We start from the raw sequence: 22,128 nt of genomic DNA on the forward strand, positions 1-22,128 counted from the left end.
GAAAGCGCCCGGCATCGCCGGGCGTTTTTCGTTGTAGAACCGCATGCGCGGGGCGGCATGCGGGGCGCGCTAGAATGCGCCGCACGCGAAAGTGGCGGAATTGGTAGACGCACTGGATTTAGGTTCCAGCGGGTAACCCCCGTGCGGGTTCGAGTCCCGCCTTTCGCACCATCCCCTGCTGCCCGCGCCGACGGCGCACGCAGCGCACCAGCCCGGCCGCTCAAGACGACCATGCCGGCCCTGCCACGCGGGGCCCGGCGCCAGCGTGGGCCCGGAATGCCAGGCGGTCGCATCCGCCGGTCGGCCGGTCATGCCCTGCTCCGCCTGCTGCCTGTATCCTTCGGGCAGTCCAATCATTCGACGGAGCGAAAGCATGCGCAGCGGCAATCCCGCACTCAAGGAATCCACCTTCCTCGACCTCGGCAGCGGCACCGTCGTGTCGCGCGACGGCGGTGCGATGACCCTCAACGGCACGGTCAACAAGACCGGCATCCTGCTGCTGCTGGCGGTGCTGACCGCCTCCTTCGCCTGGTCGCAGGTGCAGGTCACCGAGTACGGCGTGACCGGCATGGGCTATGTCTGGGGCGGCCTGATCGGCGGCTTCATCCTGGCCCTGGTCACCATCTTCAAGAAGGAATGGGCGCCGGTGACCGCGCCGGCCTACGCGCTGGTCGAGGGCCTGTTCCTGGGCGCCATCTCCTCCATGTTCGAGGCGCGCTACCCAGGCATCGTGATGCAGGCGGTGATGCTGACCTTCGGCACCCTGTTCGCCCTGCTGTTCGCCTACCGCAGCGGCCTGATCCGCGCCACCGAGAACTTCAAGCTCGGCGTCGTGGCGGCCACCGGCGGCATCGCCCTGGTCTACCTGGCCACCATCGTGCTGGGCTTCTTCAACATCCAGATCCCCTTCATCCACGAGTCCGGCCTGATCGGCATCGGCTTCAGCCTGTTCGTGGTGGTGATCGCGGCCCTGAACCTGGTGCTGGACTTCGACTTCATCGAGACCGGCGTCGAGCAGGGCGCGCCGAAGTTCATGGAGTGGTATGGCGCCTTCGGCCTGATGGTCACCCTGGTGTGGCTGTACATCGAGTTTCTGCGCCTGCTGGCCAAGCTGCAGTCGCGCGACTGACCGCCTGCCGCTGGCGGAACAGGAAAGGGCGCCCCCGGGGCGCCCTTTTCTTTTGCCTGGCTTTCCCACCGGGTGGCTACCAAAAGAAACGGGGCGCCGAAGCGCCCCGTCCTTTCGTGCCGTTGTCGCCGCCGTGGTCAGATGCGGCTGGCGATGGCCTTGGCGAAACCCATGGTGGTGCCGGTGCCGCCCAGGTCGCCGGTCAGCGAGTCCTTGGCTTCCAGGGTCGCCACGATGGCCTTGCGCAGGCGCTCGGCGTTCTGCGGCTGGCCGATGTGGTCCAGCATCTGCGCGGCCGCCAGCAGCAGGGCGCAGGGGTTGGCGATGCCCTTGCCGGCGATGTCCGGCGCGGTGCCGTGCACGGCCTCGAAGATCGCCGCGTTCTCGCCGATGTTGGCGCCCGGGGCCAGGCCCAGGCCGCCCACCAGGCCGGCGCAGAGGTCGGAGATGATGTCGCCGAACAGGTTGGTGGTGACCAGGACGTCGAACTGCTCCGGACGCATCACCAGCTGCATGCAGGCGTTGTCCACGATCATTTCCTGGAACTCGATCTCCGGGTAGTTCGCGGCGACCTCGCGGGCGACGTTCAGGAACAGGCCCGAGGTCGACTTGATGATGTTCGCCTTGTGCACCGCGGTGACCTTCTTGCGGCCGGTGGCCCTGGCCAGCTCGAAGGCGTAGCGGACGACGCGCTCGGAGCCCTTGCGTGTGACCTTGGCGCCGGAGACCGCGACCTCGCCGTCGGCCGACACTTCCTGGCCCTCGGCCAGGTAGGCGCCCTCGGTGTTCTCGCGCACCGTGATCATGTTGATGTTCTCGTAGCGCGAACGGGTGTTCGGGAACGAGATGGCCGGGCGCACGTTGGCGTACAGGTCGAAGTGGCGGCGCAGGCTGACGTTGATCGAGGTGAAGCCGCCACCGACCGGGGTGGTCAGCGGGCTCTTCAGGGCGACCTTGTTGCGCGCGATGGACTCCAGGGTCTCCTTCGGCATCAGGTCGCCGTGCTTCTCGAGCGCGACGATGCCGGCGTCGGCGAACTCGTACTCCAGGCCAGCGCCAAGCTGGTCGAGCACGTGCAGGGTCGCGTCCATGATCTCCGGGCCGATGCCGTCGCCGCGGATGACCGTGATCTTCTGGGTCATGTGGATAGTTCCAGACAGGCGCGGCAGGGCCCGGGGGCGGGTCCGGCTGCGCGGGGAGGGGAAAGTTGTTGCTGAAATTATGCCCCATCCGGGCTGAATACCGCCTCAGACCTTGGCAGCATGGGCCCTCCGGCGGCCTGGAGCCCCTCCCCCGCCGGCGGCTCAGCCGTGGTCGTGGGCCGCCGGTTCCCCGGCCTCGCCCGCCTCCAGGCTGTCCAGGAAGTCCACGGCCCGGCGCAGGTGCGGGATCACGATCGAGCCGCCGACCACCAGGCCGACCGAGAAGGCCTCGAAGAACTCGTCGCGGTTGACCCCGGCCTGGCGGCACTGGGCCACGTGGTAGCTGATGCAGTCATCGCAGCGCAGCACCAGCGAGGCCACCAGGCCGAGCAGCTCCTTGGTCTTCACGTCCAGGGCGCCGGCCTGGTAGGTCTGGGTGTCCAGGGCGAAGAACCGGCGCACGACCTGGTTGGGCTCGGCCAGGATGCGCTGGTTCATGCGCTGGCGGAACTCGGTGAACTCGCGGATGCGGTCCTCGCCGCCGCTCATGCGCCGGCCTCCGGGGCCTGGCCGTCCAGCAGCGGCAGCAGCTTGCCGGCGCGGTGCATGGCCATCATGTCGTCGTAGCCGCCGACGTGGAAATCGCCGACGAAGATCTGCGGCACGCTGGTACGGCGGGTGATGGCCATCATCTTCTCGCGCTCGGCCGGATCCAGGTCCACGCGGACCTCGGTCCACTCCCGGCCCTGGCTCTTGAGGAAGTTCTTCGCCGCCACGCAGTACGGGCAGACGGCGGTCGAATAGATGCGGATGGCGGGGGATGCTTCGGACACGGGAAACTCCGGCGGTGTTACGGGGTCGAAGCAGCTATGGTATCGGGCCACGGAGAAAGCGCGCGTAACGCTCCGTCCCACCCGGCCCCACCGTCGTTCCAACCGCCGGCCCGGCGCACGCGCATGCCCGGGCCATCCACGGAGTACCGCGCTTGCCCGCACGCCGCCCCCTCGCCGCCGCCCTGCTGCTGACGCTGATGCTGGCCCCGAACGGCCCGGCACCGGCCCAGGAAGGACTGCGCCTGCCGGACATCGGCTCGTCGGCCGGCGAGCTGCTCACGCCGGCGCGCCAGGAGGAATACGGCGGGATGATGCTGCGCGAGCTGCGCAACTACGGCTACCTGCTGGACGACCCGCTGGTCGACGACTGGCTGCAGTCCATGGGCAACCGCCTGGGCGCGCACAGCGACCGGCCGGAGCAGCACTACACGCTGTTCATGATGCGCGACCGCCAGGTCAACGCCTTTGCCACCCTGGGTGGCTACATCGGCGTCAACGCCGGCCTGGTCCTGACCGCCGAGCGCGAGGACGAGGTGGCCGCGGTGCTGGCCCACGAGATCTCCCACGTCACCCAGCAGCACGTGCTGCGCGGGGTCGAGCGCGCCCAGCGCGACCAGGTGCCGATCCTGCTGGGCATGCTGGCGGCGATCGTCGCCGCCCAGGCCGCCGGTGGCACCTCGTCCGGCGAGGCCTCGCAGGCGGCCATCGTCAGCGCCATGGGCCTGATCCAGCAGAACCAGATCAACTACACCCGTTCCAACGAATCGGAAGCCGACCGCATCGGCATCCGCACCCTGGCCCGCAGCGGCTACGACGTGGATGCGATGGCCGACTTCTTCGCCCGGCTCTCGTTCGCCACCCGCGGCAATTCCGGTGGCTACAGCGTGCCGGAGTACCTGCGCACCCACCCGGTCAACACCACCCGCATCAGCGAGGCCAAGCAGCGCGCGGACCAGATCCGCGGCCGCACCGTCACCGCCACCACCACGGTCGGCGACGAGGAAGGCAACAGCCTGTCGCGGGTCGAGCGCGTGACCGCGACCGGCCCGACATTTACCCAGGCGCCGCCGCTGCCTGCCGGACGCAGCAATCCGCTGCTGCCGGCCGGCCTTGAACTGGCCTCGCTGGGCGCGACGGCCTCCGGTGCGACCGGCTATTTCCCGTGGGCCCAGGAACGCCTGCGCGCGCTCAGCGCGACCACCGTCGATACCGCCGTTCGCGAATACGAGGCCCTTCGCCGTGCCAGCCCCAACGGGCTCACCCCGGCCCAGCGCTACGGCCTGGCCGTGGTCCGCCTGGCCGGCGAACCGGCGGTCGCGGCGACCGAGCTGCGCCGCCTGCTGGACGAGGATCCGCAGAACCTGTGGGTGGAGCTGGCCCTGGCCGAGGCCGAATCGCAGGCCGGACGACATGATGCGGCCAATGCCCGGCTGGACCAGCTGCTGCGCCGGCATCCGGGCAACCGCCCGGTGGCCCTGACCTACGCCCGGGTGCTGGTTGCCCAGGGCGGCGAGGCTGCCGGCCGCCGCGCCCAGGAGGTGCTGCGCCCGCTGCTGGCCCAGGCCGGCGACGACCCGGTGTTCCAGCAGACCTTCGCCCGCGCCTGCGAACTGGCCGGCGACAGCGCGCGCGCCGGCGAGGCCTATGCCGAGGCCGCCTTCCTCAACGGCCGCCCGGAGCAGGCGCTGATCCAGCTGGAAAACCTGAAGAAGCGTGGCGACCTGGACTACGTGGCCCGCGCCCGGGTCGATGCGCGCATCGCCAGCATCACCCCGACCGTGCTCGAGCTGCGGCGCCAGGGCGTGCGCGATCCGGACATGCAGCGCCGCTGAACAGGCGCCAGCGCGGTTGTAGTAAACCTGTAACGCAACGGTAGTCTAATGGCCGGCGATACAGGGAGGCCCTCGTGCAGAAGCAGATCCTCATCGTCGACGACGAACCCGCAATCCGCGACATGGTGGCGTTCGCCCTGCGCAAGGGCGACTACGAGCCGGTGCACGCCGGCGACGCGCGCGAGGCCCAGGCCGCGATCGCCGACCGCGTTCCCGACATGATCCTGCTGGACTGGATGCTGCCCGGCACCAGCGGCCTGGAACTGGCCCGGCGCTGGCGCCGCGAGGCGCTGACCCGCGAGGTCCCGATCATCATGCTCACCGCCCGCGGCGAGGAGAACGACCGGGTCGGCGGCCTCGAGGCGGGGGTCGACGACTACGTGGTCAAGCCGTTCTCCTCGCGCGAACTGCTGGCGCGGATCCGCGCGGTGATGCGTCGCTCGCGCGAGGACGACGAGGACGGCAGCGTGGCGGCCGGCAACCTGCGCATCGACGGCGCCGCGCACCGCGTATTCGCCGGCGACGCCCCGGTGGCGATCGGCCCGACCGAGTACCGCCTGCTGCATTTCTTCATGACCCATCCGGACCGCGTGTACAGCCGGGCCCAGCTGCTGGACCACGTCTGGGGCGGCAGCGTGTACGTGGAGGAACGCACGATCGACGTGCATATCCGCCGCCTGCGCCGGACCCTGGAGCCGTTCGGGGCCGATGGCATGGTGCAGACGGTGCGCGGCGCCGGCTACCGCTTCTCGGCCGCGGCCTGAGCCGACCGTGCGGATGGACAGCCAGCCCGATCCCCGGTCCCTCGCTGCCGCGCGCTTCAACGATCCCGATGCCGCGCCCGCCCCGCTGTCGGCGGCGGACGATGCGGCACGCCTGCGCGCGGCCTGGCGCCGCACCCTGGGTTCGGCCCTCCTGGTCCTGGCCGGGGCGGCGCTGGCAGGCTTCGCCATCGGCCGGCCCGCGGCGCTGCTGGCGCTCGCGGCGGTGGCGCTGCTGGCCTGGCACTACTGGCGCCTGCACCGGGTACTGGGCGACCTGGCCGGCCGCCAGCCGGAACCTGGCCGCGGCCGGGACGCGTGGGGCGAGCTGGACCGGCGCCTGCGCCGCAACCAGGCGCAGATGCGCGGGCGCCAGCGACGACTGCTGGACATGCTGCGTGCCTACCGCGCGGCGACCGCGGCCCTGCCGGACGCGGTGGTGGTGGTCGACCGCAACACCCAGCGCATCCTCTGGTTCAACCGCGCCGCCACCGACCTGCTGGGCCTGCAGCATCCGCGCGACGTGGGCGCCCCGGTGGCCGAGCGCCTGCAGCCGCTGCCGATGGCGCAGTGGATGGCATCGGGCCGCAACGCCGAGCCGATCCTCGATGCCCCCGCCCCGGCCGACGAGCGCCTGCGCCTGACCCTGCGCCTGATCCCCTATTCCGACGACTACTGGCTGCTGGTGGCGCGCGACGTCAGCAAGTTGCTGCACCTGGAGCAGATGCGGCGGGACTTCGTCGCCAACGTCTCGCACGAGCTGCGCACGCCGCTGACCGTGGTCCACGGGTACCTGGACATGCTCGACGGCGAGGAAATGCCCGAGTGGGCACCGATGCTGGCGGAGATGCAAAAGCAGTCGCAGCGCATGACCCAGCTGGTGGAGGACCTGCTGACCCTCTCCCGCCTGGAGTCGCGCGAGAGCCTGCCGGAAGAAACGGTGGCGATGGCGCCGGTGCTGGCGACCCTCAGGCGCGAGGCCGAGGCCTTCAGCCAGGGCCGCCACGTGATCGAGGTCCGCGACCTCGCCGGCTGCGACCTGCTGGGCTCCACCCGCGAGCTGCACAGCGCGTTCTCCAACCTGGCCACCAACGCGGTGCGCTATACGCCCAGCGGCGGGACCATCACCATCGAGTTCTCCCGCAGCTCCGACGGCGGCGCGGTGCTGGCGGTACACGACACCGGCTACGGCATCCCCGCCGAGCACATCCCGCGGCTGACCGAACGCTTCTACCGCGTGTCCAGCAGCCGCTCGCGAGAGAGCGGCGGCACCGGGCTGGGGCTTTCCATCGTCAAGCACGTGCTGGGACTGCACCAGGCCCGGCTGTCGATCCGCAGCAGCGTCGGCCAGGGCAGCGTGTTTGCCTGCCACTTCGGGCCGGAGCGGGTGCGTCCGGTGCATGATCAGGCCACCCACGGGGCCACGCCGTGAACCTACAGGATGTCGATGCCGAGATGAGTACCGGGAACCTGCAGCCGGTCGCGCTGCCCAATGCCCAGGAACCGGCCGATCCGCTGCGCGATCCAGGGCTGTACCTCAACCGCGAGCTGTCGCAGCTGGATTTCAACTTCAGGGTGCTGGCGCAGGCGCTGGACCCGCAGGTGCCCCTGCTGGAGCGGCTGCGCTTCCTGTGCATCTCCTGCACCAACCTCGACGAGTTCTTCGAGATCCGCACCGCCGCCGTGCGCCATGCGGCGCAGCTGGGATTGCCGCCGGCGTCCGACGGCATGGCGCCGGCGCAGCTGCTGGAATCGATCCATGCGCGCGCCACCGAGCTGGTCGAGGCCCAGTACCGCTGCTGGAACCAGGTGCTGCGCCCGGCGCTGTCGGAGGCCGGGGTGCGGATCCTGCCGCGCCAGGCCTGGGACACGCGCCAGCGGCGCTGGCTGCGCGCGTACTTCCGCAACAACGTCATGCCGGTCCTGTCGCCGCTGGGCCTGGATCCCTCGCACCCCTTCCCGCGCATCCTCAACAAGTCGCTCAACGTGGTGGTGGTGCTGGAGGGCATGGATGCGTTCGGGCGCCCGGGCCACCTGGCCATCGTGCGCGCGCCGCGCTCGCTCAACCGCATCGTGGAGCTGCCCCCGCGCCTGCGCGGCAAGAACGAGCAGGCCTTCGTGCTGCTGTCCTCGATGCTGGCGGCCTTCGTCGACGAGCTGTTCCCGGGGATGACGGTCAAGGGCGCGTACCAGTTCCGCGTCACCCGCAATTCGGAGCTGGTGCTGGACGAGGACGAGGTGGAGAACCTCGCCTTGGCCCTGCGCAGCGAGCTGGTGGGGCGCGGCTACCGCCCCGCCGTGCGCCTGGAGATCGCCCACGATTGCCCGCGCCCGATCGTCCGCACCCTGCTGCAGAACTTCGAGCTGGGCGACAACGCGGTCTACTACATCGACGGACCGGTCAACCTCAACCGGGTGATCCAGGTGCACGAGCTGGTGCAGCGGCCCGAGCTCAAGTACCCGGCCTTCAGCCCGCGCAACCGGCTGGAGGACGGCAACGCGTTCGAGACGGTGGCCCGCGGCGACGTGCTGCTGCACCACCCGTTCGATTCCTTCAGCGCGGTGCTGGAACTGCTGCAGCAGGCGTCGGTGGACCCGGACGTGCTGGCGATCAAGCAGACCCTCTACCGCACCGGCAAGGACTCGGCCATCGTCGATGCCCTGGTCCAGGCCGCGCGCAACGGCAAGGACGTCACCGTGGTGGTGGAGCTGCGCGCGCGCTTCGACGAGGACGCCAACCTCGGCGTGGCCGACCGCCTGCAGGAGGCCGGCGTGCAGGTGGTGTACGGCGTGGTCGGCTACAAGACCCACGCCAAGATGCTGCTGGTGGTGCGGCGCGAGGGCCGGCGCCTGCGCCGCTACGTGCACTTGGGTACCGGCAACTACCACGGCGGCACCGCGCGGGCCTACACCGACCTGGGCCTGCTCAGTGCGGATCCCGAGATCGGCAACGACGTGCACCTGCTGTTCCAGCAGCTCTCCGGGCTGGCGCCGTCGATCCGGCTGCGGCGCCTGCTGCAGTCGCCGTTCACCCTGCACAGCGGGCTGCTGGAGCGGATCGGACGCGAGACCCGGCTGGCACTGTCCGGGCGCAACGGCCGCATCATCGCCAAGATGAACGCGCTCAACGAGCCGCAGGTGGTGCGCGCGCTCTACCAGGCATCCCAGGCCGGGGTGCAGATCGACCTGATCGTGCGCGGCGCCTGCACCCTGCGACCGGGCGTGCCGGGGGTCTCGGACAACATCCGCGTGCGCTCGATCGTCGGCCGCTTCCTCGAGCACAGCCGGGTGTACTGGTTCGGCAACGACGGCCGCCCGGAGATGTACTGCGCCAGCGCCGACTGGCTGGAACGCAACCTGCTGCGGCGGGTGGAGATCTGTTTCCCGATCCTGGACCCGGCGCTGGCCGAGCGGATCGAGCGCGAGGTGCTGCAGAACTACCTGGCCGACAACCTCAACGCCTGGGAACTGCAGCCTGACGGCCGCTACCGCAAGTGCGTGCCCGCGGACGACGAGGCGCCGCACTCGGCGCAGCAGGCCCTGCTGGACGCGCTTTGACCACGGTCGGGGACGGTCGCGGGCCGGGCATCCGCTAAGATTCGCCGATGCCCTATTCCTCCCAATCCCGCCCGCAGGTCCAGGACGGCGATGCGCTGGCAGCGATCGACCTCGGCTCCAACAGCTTCCACATGGTGCTTGCCCGCTATTCGCTGGGCGAGCTGAGGGTGGTCGACCGCCTGCGCGAGACCGTGCGCATGGCCGACGGCCTGGACGGCGACGGCGGGCTGGCACCGGAGTCGCGCGCACGCGCGCTCGATTGCCTGGCGCGCTTCGGCCAGCGCCTGCGCGGCGTCGAACGCTTGCACGTGCGCGCGCTGGCCACCAACACCGTGCGCCGCCTGCGGGAGCCGCAGGCGTTCCTGGCCGAGGCCGAGGCGGTACTGGGCCATCCGGTGGAAGTGGTTTCCGGCCGCGAGGAGGCGCGCTTGATCTACCTGGGCGTGGCCCATGCGCAGCCGCCCAAGCCGGGCCAGCAGCGACTGGTGATCGACATCGGCGGCGGCTCCACCGAGTTCATCATCGGCCGCGGCCTGCAGACCATCGAGCGCGAAAGCCGCCAGGCCGGCTGCATCGCCTCGACCCGGCGCTTCTTCCCCGGCGGCAAGCTGTCGAAGAAGCGCTGGAGGGAGGCGCTGGCGGTGATCAGCGCCGAGTTCCGCCAGTTCGCCGGGCTGTACCGCGCGCGCGGCTGGGACGAGGTGCTCGGCTCCTCCGGCACCCACAAGTCGATCAGCGAGATCTGCGTGGCGATGGGCCTGACCAAGGGCGCGATCACCGCCGAGGCGCTGCCGCAGGTACGCGAGCGCCTGCTGCAGGCACGCAACATCGACGAGATCGACCTGCCCGGCCTGTCCTCCGAGCGCCGCCCGATCATCGCCGGCGGCATCCTGGTGCTGGAGGCCGCGTTCCAGGCCCTGGGCCTGCAGAAGCTGCTGGTCAGCAAGGCGGCCATGCGCGAGGGCATCCTCTACGACATGCTCGGCCGCGGCAGCGAGAACGATCCGCGCGACATCTCGGTGCAGGCCCTGATCCAGCGTTACGGCATCGATCAGGTACAGGCCGCGCGGGTGCAGGCCACCGCGCTGCAGCTGTTTTCGCAGGTGGCCGAGGCGTGGGCGCTGGACGAGGACGACGCACGCATGCTCGGCTGGGCCGCCAACGTGCACGAGCTGGGCCTGGCCATCGCCCATGGCCACTACCACCAGCACGGCGGCTACATCCTCGAGCACTCCGACATCTCCGGCTTCTCCCGCCAGGAGCAGCAGGTGCTGGCGGCGATGGTGCGCACCCACCGCCGCAACGTGCCCAGGTCGGCGTTTGATGCCCTGCCCGACCGCCTGCTACTGTCGGCGCGGCGCAAGTCGGCGCTGCTGCGGCTGGCGGTGCTGCTGCACCGCTCGCACGAGAGCGATGGCCTGCCGCCGCTGCGGCTCGTCGCCGACGGCCCGCGCCTGCGCCTGGAGCTGCCGCAGGCCTGGCTGGAAGACCGCGCCCTGCTGCGTGCAGACCTGGCCGACGAGAAGAAAGGCATGGCCGGGCTGGGCATCGAGTTCGAGCACGTCCCGACCTGATCCCGGCGACGGCGGTGCCGGCCGGTGTTTTTCTTCTGCGGCGTTAACCCCATCGGCGCTGCTGGCACGTTTGCATGCCTGGACCCACCCGAGAGCCGGCCCATGCGTACCAACCCGCTGACCCATGCCACCTTCGCCTGTGCAGCCGTCATGGCGCTGCTGCTGGGCGCCTGCAGCACCCCGACCCGGACCGCCGGACCGGCCGCCGATGCCACCATGGACGAGTTGGCCACGGTCCAGGCCCAGGCCCGGGCCAGGCACGAGGCCCGTGCCGCCGCGGAGCGCTCGCGGGTCCGCGAAGCGGCAGCGCTGCACACGCCATTCGCTCCTTCCCCCGCTTCTGCCAGCGCCCCCACGGCCGCGCTGGCCTACCGGATCGCGCCGCCGCCACCTCCGGTGCGGCCGCTGCCGCGCCCCGAGACCAACACCGAGACCTACGAGGCGCGCGAGGACAATCCCGTGCGGCGCGCGCGCGAAGTCCCGGTCTCGACCTTCTCGGTCGACGTGGACACCGGCAGCTACGCCAACGTGCGGCGCATGCTGCGCGACGGCTACCGCCCGCCGGCGGACTCGGTGCGGGTGGAGGAGATGCTCAACTACTTCGACTACGGCCACCCCGCCCCGGCCTCGCGCGAGGTGCCGTTCAAGGTGACCACCGAACTGGCGCCGGCGCCGTGGAACCCGGCGCGGCAGCTGCTGATGGTCGGGATCAAGGGCTACGACGTGGACAAGCGCGAGCTGCCGCCGGCCAACCTGGTGCTGCTGGTCGACACCTCCGGCTCGATGGACGATCCGGCCAAGCTGCCGCTGCTCAAGCGTGCCTTCGCCCAGCTGGTGCCGCAGCTGCGGGCGAAGGACCGGGTCTCGATCGTGGCCTATGCCGGCCATGCCGGCCTGGTGCTGCCGCCGACCCCGGGCAACCGCCACGGCGAGATCCTGGCCGCGCTGGAGGGCCTGCACGCGGCCGGCAGCACCAACGGCGGCGAAGGCCTGCGCCTTGCCTATGCGATGGCGCGGCAGGGCCATGTCGAGGGCGGGGTCAACCGGATCCTGCTGGCCACCGACGGCGACTTCAACGTCGGCATCACCGACCGCAACGCCCTGCTGACCCTGGTCGCCGACCAGCGCCGCTCCGGCATTGCCCTGTCCACCCTCGGCTTCGGCTCGGGCAACTACAACGACGCCATGGCCGAGCGCCTGGCCGATGCCGGCAACGGCCAGCACCTGTACATCGACACCCTGGACGAGGCGCGCCGGGCGCTGGTGCAGCAGATGCAGGCGACCCTGCTGACCATCGCCAACGACGTGAAGGTGCAGCTGGAGTTCAACCCGGCCGTGGTCGCCGAATACCGCCTGGTCGGCTACGAGAACCGGCTGCTGCGCGAGGAAGATTTCGCCAACGACCGCGTGGACGCCGGTGACATCGGTGCCGGCCACGAGGTAACCGCGCTGTACGAGATCACCCTGGCCGGTTCCGGTGCCGAACGCCTGCCGCCGCTGCGCTACGGCGAGGCCGCGCCGGCCGCGGCAGCGAAGGCCAATGAACTGGCCCACCTGCGCCTGCGCTACAAGCTGCCCGGCCAGGACGAGAGCCGCCTGATCGAGACCCCGGTGCTGCGCTCGTCACTGCGCACGCAGGCCAGCGAGTCGCTGCGGTTCGCTGCGGCGGTCGCCGGCTATGCCGACCTGCTGCGCGGCGGCAGGTACGTCGACCGCTGGAGCTGGGACGACGTCGAACGCACCGCGCGCGGCGCCCTGGGCCAGGACCGCTTCGGCCTGCGCCACGAGTTCGTGCGCCTGGTGGATTCGGCGCGTGCGCTGACCAGGGCCGATGCGGAGCGCGGCGAGCCCGAAGCCTGAGCAAGCGCCTGATCCCTCTCCCGCCATGAAGCCCCTCTCCGCATGGGAGAGGGGTTGGGGTGAGGGTCGGTAGCACTGCTTGGCCCGCGGACTGCGCGGTACCTGACCCGACTCTGCTCCGACAACCCGCACTTCGCGCAAGGACGTGCTGCCCGCTGCGCATCCTGGCAGGCGGGCGAACAGTCACCACCGCCGCCAGCGCCTGCCTTTCGCCCACCCGCTCCGCACCGCAGCCCACGTCCCCAGGACACAGGCGTCCGCCGGCACGCGCGCCAGTAGCACGCAAGCGTGCCGCCTCAGCCCAGCAGATGCTCCAGCACCGCCATGCGCACGGCGACGCCGTTGGCGACCTGGCGCAGGACCCAGGACTGCGGGCCGTCGGCGACCTCGTCGGTGATCTCCACGCCGCGGTTGATCGGGCCCGGGTGCAGCACCGCCGCGTTCGGGGCAGCGCGGCGCAGGCGCCCGGCGGTGAGGCCGTAGCGGGCGTGGTAGTCCTCCAGCGAGGGCACCAGGCCCTCCTCCATGCGCTCGCGCTGCAGCCGCAGCATCATCACCGCGTCGACGCCTTCCAGCATCGCGTCGAAGTCACTGCCAACCGCGCAGCCGCTGGTGACGTCCGTTTCCGGCAGCAGCGATTCCGGGGCGCAGACGCGGATCTCGCCGGCACCCAGGGTGCGCAGCGCGTGCAGGTCGGAACGGGCAACGCGCGAGTGCTTGACGTCGCCGACGATCAGCACCTTGAGCCTGGAGAAATCGCTGCCCTTGGCCTGGCGGAGGGTCAGCATGTCCAGCAGGCCCTGGGTCGGGTGCGCGCTGCGGCCATCGCCGGCGTTGACCAGGGCTGTGCCCTCGCCTGCCGCGTCGGCCAGCGCCTGCACCGCGCCGTCGTCCGGATGGCGCACGACGAAGCCGCGCACGCCCATCGCCTCGAGGTTGCGCAGGGTGTCGCGCGCGGTCTCGCCCTTGCGGGTGGACGAGGTGGAGGCGTCGAAGTTGAGCACGTCGGCGCCCAGCCGCTGCGCCGCCAGCTGGAACGAGCTGCGGGTGCGGGTCGAGGGCTCGAAGAACAGGGTGCAGACCGCGGTGCCGGCCAGCACCGTGCGCTTGCCCACGCGACCGACGGCGGCGTCGCGGATCTGGCCGGCGCGGTCGAGCAGCTGCAGCAGGGTCGCGCGCGGCAGGCCGTCCAGGGTCAGCAGGTGGCGCAGGCGTCCGTCGGAGTCGAGTTGGGGCGTCATCGGTGGTGGTCCTGTGGGGCCGGCGGCGCCGGCACGGTCGGCGTGGGAAACGGTGCGGTCAGGGCGGCGCGGCCAGCCCGGGGAAGGACAGCCAGCGTTCGATGATCACGGCGGCGGCCTCGGCGTCCAGGTTCTCGGCATCGCGACGGCGGCGGGTGCCGCTGGCGCGGGCGCGGGCGAAGCGCTGGGCGGCCTCGACCGAGCTGGAACGCTCGTCGACCATGCCCACCGGCAGGCCGTAGCGCTCTCGCAGGGCATGGGCAAAGGCGCGGGCGCGGCGGCGCGCCGGCTGGTCCTCGCCGTCCAGGGTCAGGGGGTCGCCGACGATCAGGCCACCCGGACCCCACTGGCTGCGCAGCCTGTCGAGCGCGGCCCAGTCCGGGCCGGCGGCATGCACGTTGACCACCGCCACCGCGCGCGCGCCACCGAAGGCGCTGCCCACCGCCACGCCGATCCGGCGCGAACCAACGTCGAACCCGAGCACGATCGCCTCGGGCGACGGCAGCGCGGGCGCGTGGGCCTCAGGCATGCCCGCTGTAGCCCGCCAGGCGGAACAGGTCCACGCCGATGCGGTTGGCCGCGGTCTGCCAGCGGTCGTCCAGCGGCAGCTCGAACAGCACCCCGGCGTCGGCCGGCACGGTCAGCCAGGTATTCTCGGACAGCTCGTGCTCGAGCTGGCCCGCGCCCCAGCCGGCGCAGCCCAGGGCGACGATTGCATTGACCGGGCCCTCGCCGGCGGCCATCGCCTCCAGCACGTCCCGCGAGGTGGTCAGGTACAGGCCGTCGGCGACCTTGAGGCTGGAATCCCAGGCCTGCCCGCCGTCGTGGATCACGAAACCGCGCTCCTGGTGCACCGGGCCGCCGTGCAGCACCGGGCGTGCGCACAGCGCCGCGTCCTCGCTGCCGATCCCCATCTGCGCCAGGACCTGGCCCAGGGTGTATTCGGAAGGACGGTTGACCACCACGCCCATGGCGCCGTCGTCGTCGTGCTGGCAGACCAGGGCGACGGTACGGGCGAAGTTCGGGTCGGCCAGCGATGGCAGCGCGACCAGCAGCTGGTTGGCGAGGTTGTCTTGGGGGGCGGACATGCGCCCATTCTAGCCGGCGGCGCGCACGGGCCGGCGCGCTCCTGCGACAATCCGGGCATCCCGACGAGTTCCCGCGCCCATGCCTGGCTATTGCGACATCGCCCCGGGCCATCCGCTGCACGGCCCCTACCACGACCACGAGTACGGCGTGCCCCAGCGCGAGGAGCCGGTGCTGTTCGAGCGCCTGCTGCTGGAGATCAACCAGGCCGGACTGAGCTGGGAGACGATGCTGCGCAAGCGCGAGGGCTTCCGCCGCGCCTACGACGGCTTCGACGTGGCGAAGGTGGCGGCCTACGGCGAGGCCGACCGCGCCCGCCTGCTGGCGGACCCGGGGATCATCCGCAACCGGCTCAAGGTCGAGGCGGCGATCCACAACGCCGGGGTGATCCTGCGCATGCGCGACAGCCATGGTGGCTTCGCCAGCTGGCTCGACGCCCACCATCCGCTGGACAAGGCCGGCTGGGTGAAGCTGTTCAAGCGCACCTTCCGCTTCACCGGCGGCGAGATCACCGGCGAGTTCCTGATGTCGCTGGGCTACCTGCCCGGCGCCCACCGCCCGGACTGCCCGGCCCACCAGCGCCTGCTGGCCAGCCACGCCCTGCCCTGGATGGACGCGGCCGGCTGAGCCTTCACCGGTCCGTGCCCGCACTGCGGGCCATGATCGGGCCATGGCCATCCGCATCGGCATCTCCGGCTGGCGCTACGCCCCCTGGCGTGGCGTGTTCTACCCGTCCGCGCTGCCGCAGCGGCGCGAACTGGAGTACGCCGCGCACAGCTTCGCCAGCATCGAGCTCAACGGCTCGTTCTACTCGCTGCAGTCGCCCGCCAGCTGGGAGGCGTGGGCCGGGCAGGTGCCACGCGACTTCGTGTTCACGGTGAAGGGTCCGCGCTACATCACCCACATGCTGAGGCTGCGCAACATCGAGGCTGCGCTGGCGAACTTCTTCGCCTCCGGCGTGCTCCTGCTGGTGCGCCACCTCGGCCCCCTGCTGTGGCAGTTGCCACCGTCGATGCGTTACGAGCCGGAGGTGCTGGACGCCTTCCTGGCGCTGCTGCCGCGCGATACCGACGCCGCGCTGGCGCTCGCCCGCCGGCACGAGCCGGAGCGGATGCAGGGCCGCACCGCCCTGCCGGAAGGACCCAACCGGCGCCTGCGCCACGCGCTGGAGATCCGCCACGAGAGCTTCGACGATCCCCGCTTCATCCGCCTGCTGCGGCGGCACCGCGTGGCCCTGGGGGTCTCCGACACGCCCGACCGCTTCCCCTATGTCGAGGACGTGACCGCCGGCTTCATGTACCTGCGCCTGCATGGCGACACCGAACTGTACCGAAGCGGCTATTCGGACGAGGCGCTGGACCGCTGGGCGGCGCGCATCCGCCGCTGGGCCGACGGCGGGGAGCCCGCCGACGCCCGCAGGTATTCGGACTCCCCGGCGCCACGGGCCAAACGCCGCGACGTGTACTGCTATTTCGACAACGACGCCAAGGTGCGGGCACCGTTCGACGCCCAGGCGCTGTACGAGCGCCTGGCCCGCTGAGCGCTCAGACGCCCATGTAGCGGTTGGGCCGGTGGTTGAACATCAACACCAGGCTCAGCATCACCGCGCCGAGGGCCGAATAAAGCACCCGGTCCGGCGTCAGCACCAGCAGGGCAGCGGCCATCAGCACCGCGTCGAACACCAGCTGCACGGTGCCGGCGCTGATCCCGCGGCTGCGCTGCAGGTGCACGGCGAGGATGCCGACGCCGCCAAGGCTGGCGCGATGGCGGATGAAGAACAGGATGCCCAGCCCGCACAGCACGCCGCCGACGATGGCCGAGAATGCCGGGGTCATGTAGCCCCAGCCTGCCCAGCGCGGCAGCAGGTCGGTGGCCAGGCCGGTGGCACCGACGGCGAGGAAGGTCTTGAGGGTGAATTCCCAGCCCATCCGCCGCACCGCGATCCAGTAGAAGGGCAGGTTCACCAGCACGAACACCAGGCCGAAGCTCCAGCCGAAGGCGTAATGCAGCAGGAAGGACACGCCGGCCATGCCGCCGACCATGATCCCGCCGTGCGCGAACACCGACAGGCCCAGGGAGGCGACCAGGGTGGCCAGGACCATGCCCTGCACGTCCTCGGCCACGCTGTGGTGGAAGGCGCGGGTATCGGCGGCGGTGCCGGCCGAATCCGGTGGCGGGGTCAGCGGCCCGGACGTGACCACGACGCCGTCGTCGGGCAGCACGTCCTCGCCGGGCCGGAGGTCGGAGTCGGGGAAGGTCACGGGGCGGGGTGTCGCGGTGGGGGCGCGTATTAGACACCAGACCCATGTGAAGTTGCACTTGAAACGGAGCCGGGCCGCCCGGAAGGATTCGCCACCCCTGCCCTGCCGGTGAGGCCGCCCGAAACGCAAAAGGCCGCCCGGAGGCGGCCCCCTGCGCGACGCTGGCCGGAATCCCGGCTCAGCGCACCTCGGCGATCTCGACCCCGTCCAGCCCCTGCGACAGGGTGCGGGCGTCGCCGCCCTGGGAGAGCTTGATGCGCAGGCGCACCTCGTTCTGCGAGTCGGCGTAGCGCAGCGCGTCCTCGTAGGAGATCTCGCCGGCCTGGTACAGCTCGAACAGGCTCTGGTCGAAGGTCTTCATGCCCAGGTTGGTCGATTCCTTCATGACCTCCTTGAGCTTGTGGATCTCGCCGTCGCGGATGTAGTCCTGCACCAGCGGCGTGCCCAGCAGGATCTCCATCGCCACGCGGCGCCCCTTGCCGTCGGGGGTCGGCACCAGCTGCTGCGCGACCACGCCCTTGAGGTTCAGCGACAGGTCCATCAGCAGCTGGCTGCGGCGATCCTCGGGGAAGAAGTTGATGATGCGGTCCATCGCCTGGTTGGCGTTGTTCGCATGCAGGGTGCACAGCACGAGGTGGCCGGTCTCGGCGAAGGCGATGGCGTGGTCCATGCCCTCGCGGGTACGCACTTCGCCGATCATGATCACGTCCGGGGCCTGGCGCAGGGTGTTCTTCAGCGCGGCCTCCCAGCTGTCGGTGTCGATGCCGACCTCGCGCTGGGTGACGATGCAGCCCTCGTGCTTGTGCACGAACTCGATCGGGTCCTCGATGGTGATGATGTGGCCGGTCGAGTTCTGGTTGCGGTAGCCGATCATCGCCGCCAGCGAGGTCGACTTGCCGGTGCCGGTGGCGCCGACGAAGATGATGATGCCGCGCTTGGTCATCGCCAGGGTCTTGATGATCGGCGGCAGGTTCAGCTCCTCCACCGTCGGGATCCTGGTCTCGATCCGGCGCAGCACCATGCCCACCTGGTTGCGCTGGTAGAAACAGCTGACGCGGAAGCGGCCCACGCCGGCGACGCCGATGGCGAAGTTGCACTCGTGGGTCTTCTCGAACTCCTCGCGCTGGGCCGGGGTCATCACGTTGAGGACCATGTCGCGGCTCTGCTGCGGGGTCAGCGGCGTCTGCGTGATCGGCGTGATCTTGCCGTGGACCTTCATCGCCGGCGGCATGCCCGCGGTGATGAACAGGTCCGACGCCTTCTGGTGCGCCATCAGCTTGAGGAACGAGGTGAAATCCATGGTGCTCATTGGGGCTCCTGCGGAGCGGTGATTCGTGATTGGTGATTGGTGATTCGAAAAAGCAGAGCGCCTTTCCTGCTCACCCATCCACGTCCACGATCACGGCTTTTACGAATCACGAATCACGAATCACCAATCACGCGCCTTTTCGATCACTCGAAGAGGCGCTTGTCCTTGGCGTATTCCTTCGCCTGCTGGCGCGTGACCAGGCCGCGCTTGACCAGGTCCTGCAGGTGCTGGTCGAGGGTCATCATTCCGTACTGCTGGCCGGTCTGGATCGACGAGTACATCTGCGCGACCTTGTCCTCGCGGATCAGGTTGCGGATGGCCGGGGTGCCAACCATGATTTCCCAGGCCGCGGTACGACCGCCGCCGACCTTCTTCAGCAGCGCCTGCGAGATCACCGCGCGCAGCGATTCGGACAGCATCGAGCGCACCATCGGCTTCTCGCCGGCGGGGAACACGTCGATGATGCGGTCGATGGTCTTGGCCGCCGAGCTGGTGTGCAGGGTGCCGAACACCAGGTGGCCGGTTTCCGCGGCGGTCAGCGCCAGGCGGATGGTCTCCAGGTCGCGCATTTCGCCGACCAGGATGTAGTCCGGGTCCTCGCGCAGCGCCGAGCGCAGGGCCTCGTTGAAGCCGTGGGTATCGCGGTGCACTTCGCGCTGGTTGATCAGGCACTTCTGCGAGGTGTGCACGAACTCGATCGGATCCTCGACGGTGAGGATGTGCCCGTACTCGTTCTTGTTGATGTGGTCGATCATCGCCGCCAGCGTGGTCGACTTGCCCGAGCCGGTCGGGCCGGTCACCAGGATCAGGCCCTGCGGCTGGTCGATGAGCTGGCGGAAGATCGGCGGGCAGCCCAGGTCCTCCAGCGTGAGGACCTCGGACGGAATGGTGCGGAACACCGCGCCGGCGCCGCGGTTCTGGTTGAACGCGTTGACGCGGAAACGGGCCAGCGAGGGAATCTCGAACGAGAAGTCGACCTCGAGGAATTCCTCGTAATCCCGGCGCTGCTTGTCCGACATGATGTCGTACACCAGCGCGTGGACCTGCTTGTGGTCCAGGGCGGGAATGTTGATCCGGCGGACGTCGCCATCGACGCGGATCATCGGCGGCAGGCCCGCGGACAGGTGCAGGTCCGAGGCCTTGTTCTTGACCGAAAAGGCCAGCAGTTCGGCGATATCCATGCGTGAGTTTTCCCCTGAATTCCCCAACCAGCCCAGTCCGTTGCGGGCTGGCGTGCAATGTCCCCTTGGCGGCAGTATAGCGCCCGATTCCCCCCTGCCAATCCCGGCCTTCACCGTGCCCGACCAAGCCCCCGCCGCCCGCCTCCAGGACGTCCTCGCGCGCATCGAAGCCGCCGCGAAGGCCGCCGGCCGCCCCTGCCCGCGCCTGCTGGCGGTGTCCAAGCTGCAGCCGGCCGGGGCCGTGGCCGCCTTGGCCGCGGCCGGGCAACGGGCCTTCGGCGAGAACTACGTGCAGGAGGGCGCGGCCAAGCGCCAGGCCCTGGACCCGGCGCTGGACGCCGGTCTGGAGTGGCACCTGATCGGCCACCTGCAGTCGAACAAGGCCGCCGTGGCCGCGCGCACCTTCGGCTGGGTGCACAGCGTGGACCGGACCAGCGTGATCGACGCCCTCGCCGCCAGGCGCGACCCGGCCGCCGCCCCGCTCAACGTGCTGCTGCAGGTCAACGTCGAGGGCGAGGAAGGCAAGGGCGGCTGCCGCCCTGGCGAGGTCGAGGCCCTGGCCGCCGCGGTCGCGGCGCAGCCGCGCCTGGCCCTGCGCGGGTTGATGGCGATCCCGGTGCCGCACCCGGATCCGGAGGACCGTCGCCCTGCATTCCGGGCGATGAAGCAGCTGTTCGACGCGCTGGCCGCGCGCCATCCCGGCGTCGACACCCTGTCGATGGGCATGAGCGACGACTTCGCCGTGGCGATCGCGGAAGGCGCGACCCTGGTGCGTATCGGCACCGCCCTGTTCGGGCCCCGCCCGCCGCGCTGAGGCCACCGCGCACTGGCGCTAGACTGCGGCTTTTCCAGCGCAGGTAGCGTCCATGCCCAGCAGCCCTGTCGAACTTCCCGTGATCGCCTTCATTGGCGGCGGCAACATGGCCCGCAGCCTGGTCGGCGGACTGGTCGCGCGTGGCGCCGATCCGGCGCGCATCCACGTGGCCGAGCCGGCCGATGCGCTGCGCGAGGCATTGGCCGCCGACTTCGGCGTGCACGTGCATGCCGAAGCCAGCGCGGCGGCGGAAGGCGCCGGGCTGTGGTTGCTGGCGGTCAAGCCGCAGGTGATGCGCTCGGTGTGCGAATCGCTGGCCGGGATCGCGGCGCGCGAGCGGCCGCTGCTGGTCTCGATCGCCGCCGGCATCACCGTCGCGCGCCTGCGCGAATGGCTGGGCGCCGAGGCCGCGGTGGTGCGCTGCATGCCCAACACCCCTGCTCTGCTCGGCGCGGGTGTGACCGGCCTGTATGCCGGCCCCGGCGTGGACGAAGGCCAGCGTGCGCAGGCGGAGGCATTGCTGTCCGCCGCCGGCGCCACCGTGTGGATCGACCAGGAACCACTGATGGATGCGGTGACCGCGGTCTCCGGCAGCGGACCGGCCTACGTGTTCCTGCTGGCCGAGGCGATGCAGGCGGCGGCGCGCGCCGAAGGCCTGGATGCGGCGCAGGCGCGCACCCTCGTCGTGCAAACCCTGCTCGGCGCGGCGCGGATGCTGGACGAGACCGGCGAGCCCGCCGACGAACTGCGCCGCCGCGTCACCTCGCCCGGCGGCACCACCCAGGCCGCGATCGAACGCTTCCAGGCCGATGGATTCGAAGCCCTGGTCGCGCGCGCGATCCACGCCGCGCGCGTGCGCGGCGCCGAGCTGGCGGGAGGCTGAGATGCGTATCCCGACCTCCGGCCTGAAGGCCTTTGCACTCTCCGCCGTGCTGCCGCTACTGGGCGCCTGCTCCGGCGGCCAGGCACCGACCCCGGCCCAGTTCGTGCCGCCGACGCCGGCGGTCGCCGAACTGGGCGGTCAGCTGCGCGCCCGTTACACCCTGGTGCCGACCCTCGCACTGGACCAGGCGATGGCCCGCGGCTACGGCATCGAGCGCCGCGAGGGCACGGCGCTGCTGCTGGTCGCCCTGCGCCATGACGAGGGCGACGGCAACGAGCGCGGTGTCGAAGGCGAGGTGCGGGCGCAGGCGCGCGACCTCTCCGGCCGCCAGCAGCAGGTGGCAATGCGCACCCTGCGCAGCGGCGACTACGTCGACCACGTCGGCCTGGTGGACATCGGGCCCCGCGACGTCATCCGCGTCGAAGTCGATGCAGTGGTCGAAGGACGCAGCTACCGCTTTGATTTCCAAAGAAACCTGTGACGCGCTTCCGTTGCATCCGTACGCCATCGCAAGGTATGGTCTGGCCGGGAGCGTCGCCGTGGGCAGGGAGCCCGTGGCGGCAAGGGGGAAAACACACGTAGCTGGCCGCGGTGCCTGCACCGCCGGGAGCCTTGCGCGCCCGAAAGGACCAGTGGGGCATTTCTGGACCGCAGACGCGGTCCC

21 protein-coding genes and 1 tRNA gene are annotated in these 22,128 nt (G+C 70.7%); 13 read left to right on the forward strand and 9 right to left on the reverse strand.

Features of this window, described 5'->3' with window-relative positions:
• Positions 1 to 85: 85 nt before the first annotated feature.
• A tRNA-Leu gene (locus PSESU_RS10290) sits at positions 86 to 171 on the forward strand.
• A 202-nt stretch (positions 172 to 373) separates the two neighbouring features.
• Positions 374 to 1,129 carry a Bax inhibitor-1/YccA family protein gene (locus PSESU_RS10295; protein ID WP_013535710.1) on the forward strand — a complete coding sequence of 252 codons (756 nt, stop codon included), beginning with the start codon at positions 374 to 376 and terminating at the stop codon, positions 1,127 to 1,129.
• 137 nt (positions 1,130 to 1,266) lie between these two features.
• Here the strand turns inward: PSESU_RS10295 and PSESU_RS10300 are convergent, their stop codons facing one another.
• The 3 genes from PSESU_RS10300 to grxC all read right to left on the reverse strand — a co-directional run bounded on the left by PSESU_RS10300 (position 1,267) and on the right by grxC (position 3,104).
• Positions 1,267 to 2,271 carry an isocitrate dehydrogenase gene (locus PSESU_RS10300; RefSeq protein ID WP_013535711.1) on the reverse strand — a complete coding sequence of 335 codons (1,005 nt, stop codon included), beginning with the start codon at positions 2,269 to 2,271 and terminating at the stop codon, positions 1,267 to 1,269.
• A 162-nt stretch (positions 2,272 to 2,433) separates the two neighbouring features.
• Complete coding sequence (locus tag PSESU_RS10305; protein WP_013535712.1) at positions 2,434 to 2,820, reverse strand: carboxymuconolactone decarboxylase family protein; 387 nt, start codon at positions 2,818 to 2,820, stop codon at positions 2,434 to 2,436.
• Complete coding sequence (grxC, locus tag PSESU_RS10310) at positions 2,817 to 3,104, reverse strand: glutaredoxin 3 (protein WP_013535713.1); 288 nt, start codon at positions 3,102 to 3,104, stop codon at positions 2,817 to 2,819. The genes PSESU_RS10305 and grxC overlap by 4 nt, the downstream gene beginning before the upstream one ends.
• Before the next feature lie 197 nt (positions 3,105 to 3,301).
• On the opposite strand from grxC, the gene PSESU_RS10315 reads away from it, so the two are divergent.
• The 6 genes from PSESU_RS10315 (at position 3,302) to PSESU_RS10340 (ending at position 12,689) form a co-directional block, all read left to right on the forward strand.
• Positions 3,302 to 4,936 (forward strand): M48 family metalloprotease, encoded by a 1,635-nt coding sequence (locus PSESU_RS10315; RefSeq protein WP_049782442.1) that lies wholly within the window; start codon positions 3,302 to 3,304, stop codon positions 4,934 to 4,936.
• Between the two features lie 74 nt (positions 4,937 to 5,010).
• Positions 5,011 to 5,700 (forward strand): phosphate regulon transcriptional regulator PhoB, encoded by a 690-nt coding sequence (gene phoB / locus PSESU_RS10320; protein ID WP_013535715.1) that lies wholly within the window; start codon positions 5,011 to 5,013, stop codon positions 5,698 to 5,700.
• 13 nt (positions 5,701 to 5,713) lie between these two features.
• Complete coding sequence (phoR, locus tag PSESU_RS10325; protein WP_013535716.1) at positions 5,714 to 7,129, forward strand: phosphate regulon sensor histidine kinase PhoR; 1,416 nt, start codon at positions 5,714 to 5,716, stop codon at positions 7,127 to 7,129.
• Between the two features lie 23 nt (positions 7,130 to 7,152).
• Positions 7,153 to 9,255 (forward strand): polyphosphate kinase 1, encoded by a 2,103-nt coding sequence (gene ppk1 / locus PSESU_RS10330; RefSeq protein ID WP_013535717.1) that lies wholly within the window; start codon positions 7,153 to 7,155, stop codon positions 9,253 to 9,255.
• Positions 9,256 to 9,302: 47 nt separating this feature from the next.
• The gene (ppx, locus tag PSESU_RS10335) at positions 9,303 to 10,829 is read left to right on the forward strand and encodes an exopolyphosphatase (RefSeq protein WP_013535718.1); all 1,527 of its coding nucleotides are present in this window, start codon (positions 9,303 to 9,305) and stop codon (positions 10,827 to 10,829) included.
• 102 nt (positions 10,830 to 10,931) lie between these two features.
• Entirely contained in the window at positions 10,932 to 12,689 is a 1,758-nt protein-coding gene (locus PSESU_RS10340; RefSeq protein ID WP_013535719.1) for a vWA domain-containing protein, read from the forward strand.
• Between the two features lie 296 nt (positions 12,690 to 12,985).
• Here PSESU_RS10340 and PSESU_RS10345 read toward each other — a convergent pair whose 3' ends face one another.
• From PSESU_RS10345 to PSESU_RS10355, 3 genes are read right to left on the reverse strand one after another with little or no spacing between them, the layout of a single operon-like run.
• Positions 12,986 to 13,930: an aspartate carbamoyltransferase catalytic subunit gene (locus PSESU_RS10345; RefSeq protein ID WP_013535720.1), complete on the reverse strand. Its 945-nt coding sequence runs from the start codon at positions 13,928 to 13,930 to the stop codon at positions 12,986 to 12,988.
• A 58-nt stretch (positions 13,931 to 13,988) separates the two neighbouring features.
• The gene (ruvX, locus tag PSESU_RS10350; RefSeq protein ID WP_013535721.1) at positions 13,989 to 14,459 is read right to left on the reverse strand and encodes a Holliday junction resolvase RuvX; all 471 of its coding nucleotides are present in this window, start codon (positions 14,457 to 14,459) and stop codon (positions 13,989 to 13,991) included.
• Complete coding sequence (locus PSESU_RS10355; RefSeq protein WP_013535722.1) at positions 14,452 to 15,018, reverse strand: YqgE/AlgH family protein; 567 nt, start codon at positions 15,016 to 15,018, stop codon at positions 14,452 to 14,454. The genes ruvX and PSESU_RS10355 overlap by 8 nt, the downstream gene beginning before the upstream one ends.
• 79 nt (positions 15,019 to 15,097) lie before the next feature.
• On the opposite strand from PSESU_RS10355, the gene PSESU_RS10360 reads away from it, so the two are divergent.
• Entirely contained in the window at positions 15,098 to 15,643 is a 546-nt protein-coding gene (locus PSESU_RS10360) for a DNA-3-methyladenine glycosylase I (protein ID WP_013535723.1), read from the forward strand.
• A gap of 43 nt (positions 15,644 to 15,686) precedes the next feature.
• On the forward strand, positions 15,687 to 16,556 hold the full coding sequence (locus PSESU_RS10365; protein ID WP_013535724.1) for a DUF72 domain-containing protein: 870 nt from the start codon (positions 15,687 to 15,689) through the stop codon (positions 16,554 to 16,556).
• Positions 16,557 to 16,560: 4 nt separating this feature from the next.
• On the opposite strand, the gene PSESU_RS10370 is transcribed toward PSESU_RS10365, so the two are convergent.
• The 3 genes from PSESU_RS10370 to PSESU_RS10380 form a co-directional block, all read right to left on the reverse strand.
• On the reverse strand, positions 16,561 to 17,235 hold the full coding sequence (locus tag PSESU_RS10370; RefSeq protein WP_041764836.1) for a YitT family protein: 675 nt from the start codon (positions 17,233 to 17,235) through the stop codon (positions 16,561 to 16,563).
• Positions 17,236 to 17,455: 220 nt separating this feature from the next.
• Positions 17,456 to 18,586: a PilT/PilU family type 4a pilus ATPase gene (locus PSESU_RS10375; RefSeq protein WP_013535726.1), complete on the reverse strand. Its 1,131-nt coding sequence runs from the start codon at positions 18,584 to 18,586 to the stop codon at positions 17,456 to 17,458.
• A 143-nt stretch (positions 18,587 to 18,729) separates the two neighbouring features.
• On the reverse strand, positions 18,730 to 19,767 hold the full coding sequence (locus tag PSESU_RS10380; protein ID WP_013535727.1) for a type IV pilus twitching motility protein PilT: 1,038 nt from the start codon (positions 19,765 to 19,767) through the stop codon (positions 18,730 to 18,732).
• Between the two features lie 52 nt (positions 19,768 to 19,819).
• Between PSESU_RS10380 and PSESU_RS10385 the strand changes: the two genes are divergently transcribed.
• From PSESU_RS10385 to PSESU_RS10395, 3 genes are read left to right on the forward strand one after another with little or no spacing between them, the layout of a single operon-like run.
• A complete protein-coding gene (locus PSESU_RS10385) occupies positions 19,820 to 20,581 on the forward strand; it encodes a YggS family pyridoxal phosphate-dependent enzyme (protein WP_013535728.1) in 762 nt (253 codons plus the stop codon).
• A gap of 52 nt (positions 20,582 to 20,633) precedes the next feature.
• Positions 20,634 to 21,464 carry a pyrroline-5-carboxylate reductase gene (gene proC / locus PSESU_RS10390; protein WP_013535729.1) on the forward strand — a complete coding sequence of 277 codons (831 nt, stop codon included), beginning with the start codon at positions 20,634 to 20,636 and terminating at the stop codon, positions 21,462 to 21,464.
• Position 21,465: 1 nt separating this feature from the next.
• On the forward strand, positions 21,466 to 21,945 hold the full coding sequence (locus PSESU_RS10395; RefSeq protein WP_013535730.1) for a DUF4426 domain-containing protein: 480 nt from the start codon (positions 21,466 to 21,468) through the stop codon (positions 21,943 to 21,945).
• Positions 21,946 to 22,128: the final 183 nt, after the last annotated feature.

Origin of the sequence: Pseudoxanthomonas suwonensis 11-1 (assembly GCF_000185965.1) — a bacterium.
Lineage (GTDB): Bacteria > Pseudomonadota > Gammaproteobacteria > Xanthomonadales > Xanthomonadaceae > Pseudoxanthomonas > Pseudoxanthomonas suwonensis_A.

Excerpts from the sequence above, each read along its gene's own strand:
- PSESU_RS10295 (WP_013535710.1), top strand. The coding sequence starts at position 374 with ATGCGCAGCGGCAATCCCGCACTCAAGGAATCCACCTTCCTCGACCTC.
- PSESU_RS10300 (WP_013535711.1), bottom strand. The coding sequence starts at position 2,271 with ATGACCCAGAAGATCACGGTCATCCGCGGCGACGGCATCGGCCCGGAG.
- PSESU_RS10305 (WP_013535712.1), bottom strand. The coding sequence starts at position 2,820 with ATGAGCGGCGGCGAGGACCGCATCCGCGAGTTCACCGAGTTCCGCCAG.
- PSESU_RS10315 (WP_049782442.1), top strand. The coding sequence starts at position 3,302 with ATGCTGGCCCCGAACGGCCCGGCACCGGCCCAGGAAGGACTGCGCCTG.
- phoR (WP_013535716.1), top strand. The coding sequence starts at position 5,714 with ATGGACAGCCAGCCCGATCCCCGGTCCCTCGCTGCCGCGCGCTTCAAC.
- ppk1 (WP_013535717.1), top strand. The coding sequence starts at position 7,153 with ATGAGTACCGGGAACCTGCAGCCGGTCGCGCTGCCCAATGCCCAGGAA.
- ppx (WP_013535718.1), top strand. The coding sequence starts at position 9,303 with ATGCCCTATTCCTCCCAATCCCGCCCGCAGGTCCAGGACGGCGATGCG.
- PSESU_RS10340 (WP_013535719.1), top strand. The coding sequence starts at position 10,932 with ATGCGTACCAACCCGCTGACCCATGCCACCTTCGCCTGTGCAGCCGTC.
- PSESU_RS10345 (WP_013535720.1), bottom strand. The coding sequence starts at position 13,930 with ATGACGCCCCAACTCGACTCCGACGGACGCCTGCGCCACCTGCTGACC.
- ruvX (WP_013535721.1), bottom strand. The coding sequence starts at position 14,459 with ATGCCTGAGGCCCACGCGCCCGCGCTGCCGTCGCCCGAGGCGATCGTG.
- PSESU_RS10355 (WP_013535722.1), bottom strand. The coding sequence starts at position 15,018 with ATGTCCGCCCCCCAAGACAACCTCGCCAACCAGCTGCTGGTCGCGCTG.
- PSESU_RS10360 (WP_013535723.1), top strand. The coding sequence starts at position 15,098 with ATGCCTGGCTATTGCGACATCGCCCCGGGCCATCCGCTGCACGGCCCC.
- PSESU_RS10365 (WP_013535724.1), top strand. The coding sequence starts at position 15,687 with ATGGCCATCCGCATCGGCATCTCCGGCTGGCGCTACGCCCCCTGGCGT.
- PSESU_RS10375 (WP_013535726.1), bottom strand. The coding sequence starts at position 18,586 with ATGAGCACCATGGATTTCACCTCGTTCCTCAAGCTGATGGCGCACCAG.
- PSESU_RS10380 (WP_013535727.1), bottom strand. The coding sequence starts at position 19,767 with ATGGATATCGCCGAACTGCTGGCCTTTTCGGTCAAGAACAAGGCCTCG.
- proC (WP_013535729.1), top strand. The coding sequence starts at position 20,634 with ATGCCCAGCAGCCCTGTCGAACTTCCCGTGATCGCCTTCATTGGCGGC.
- PSESU_RS10395 (WP_013535730.1), top strand. The coding sequence starts at position 21,466 with ATGCGTATCCCGACCTCCGGCCTGAAGGCCTTTGCACTCTCCGCCGTG.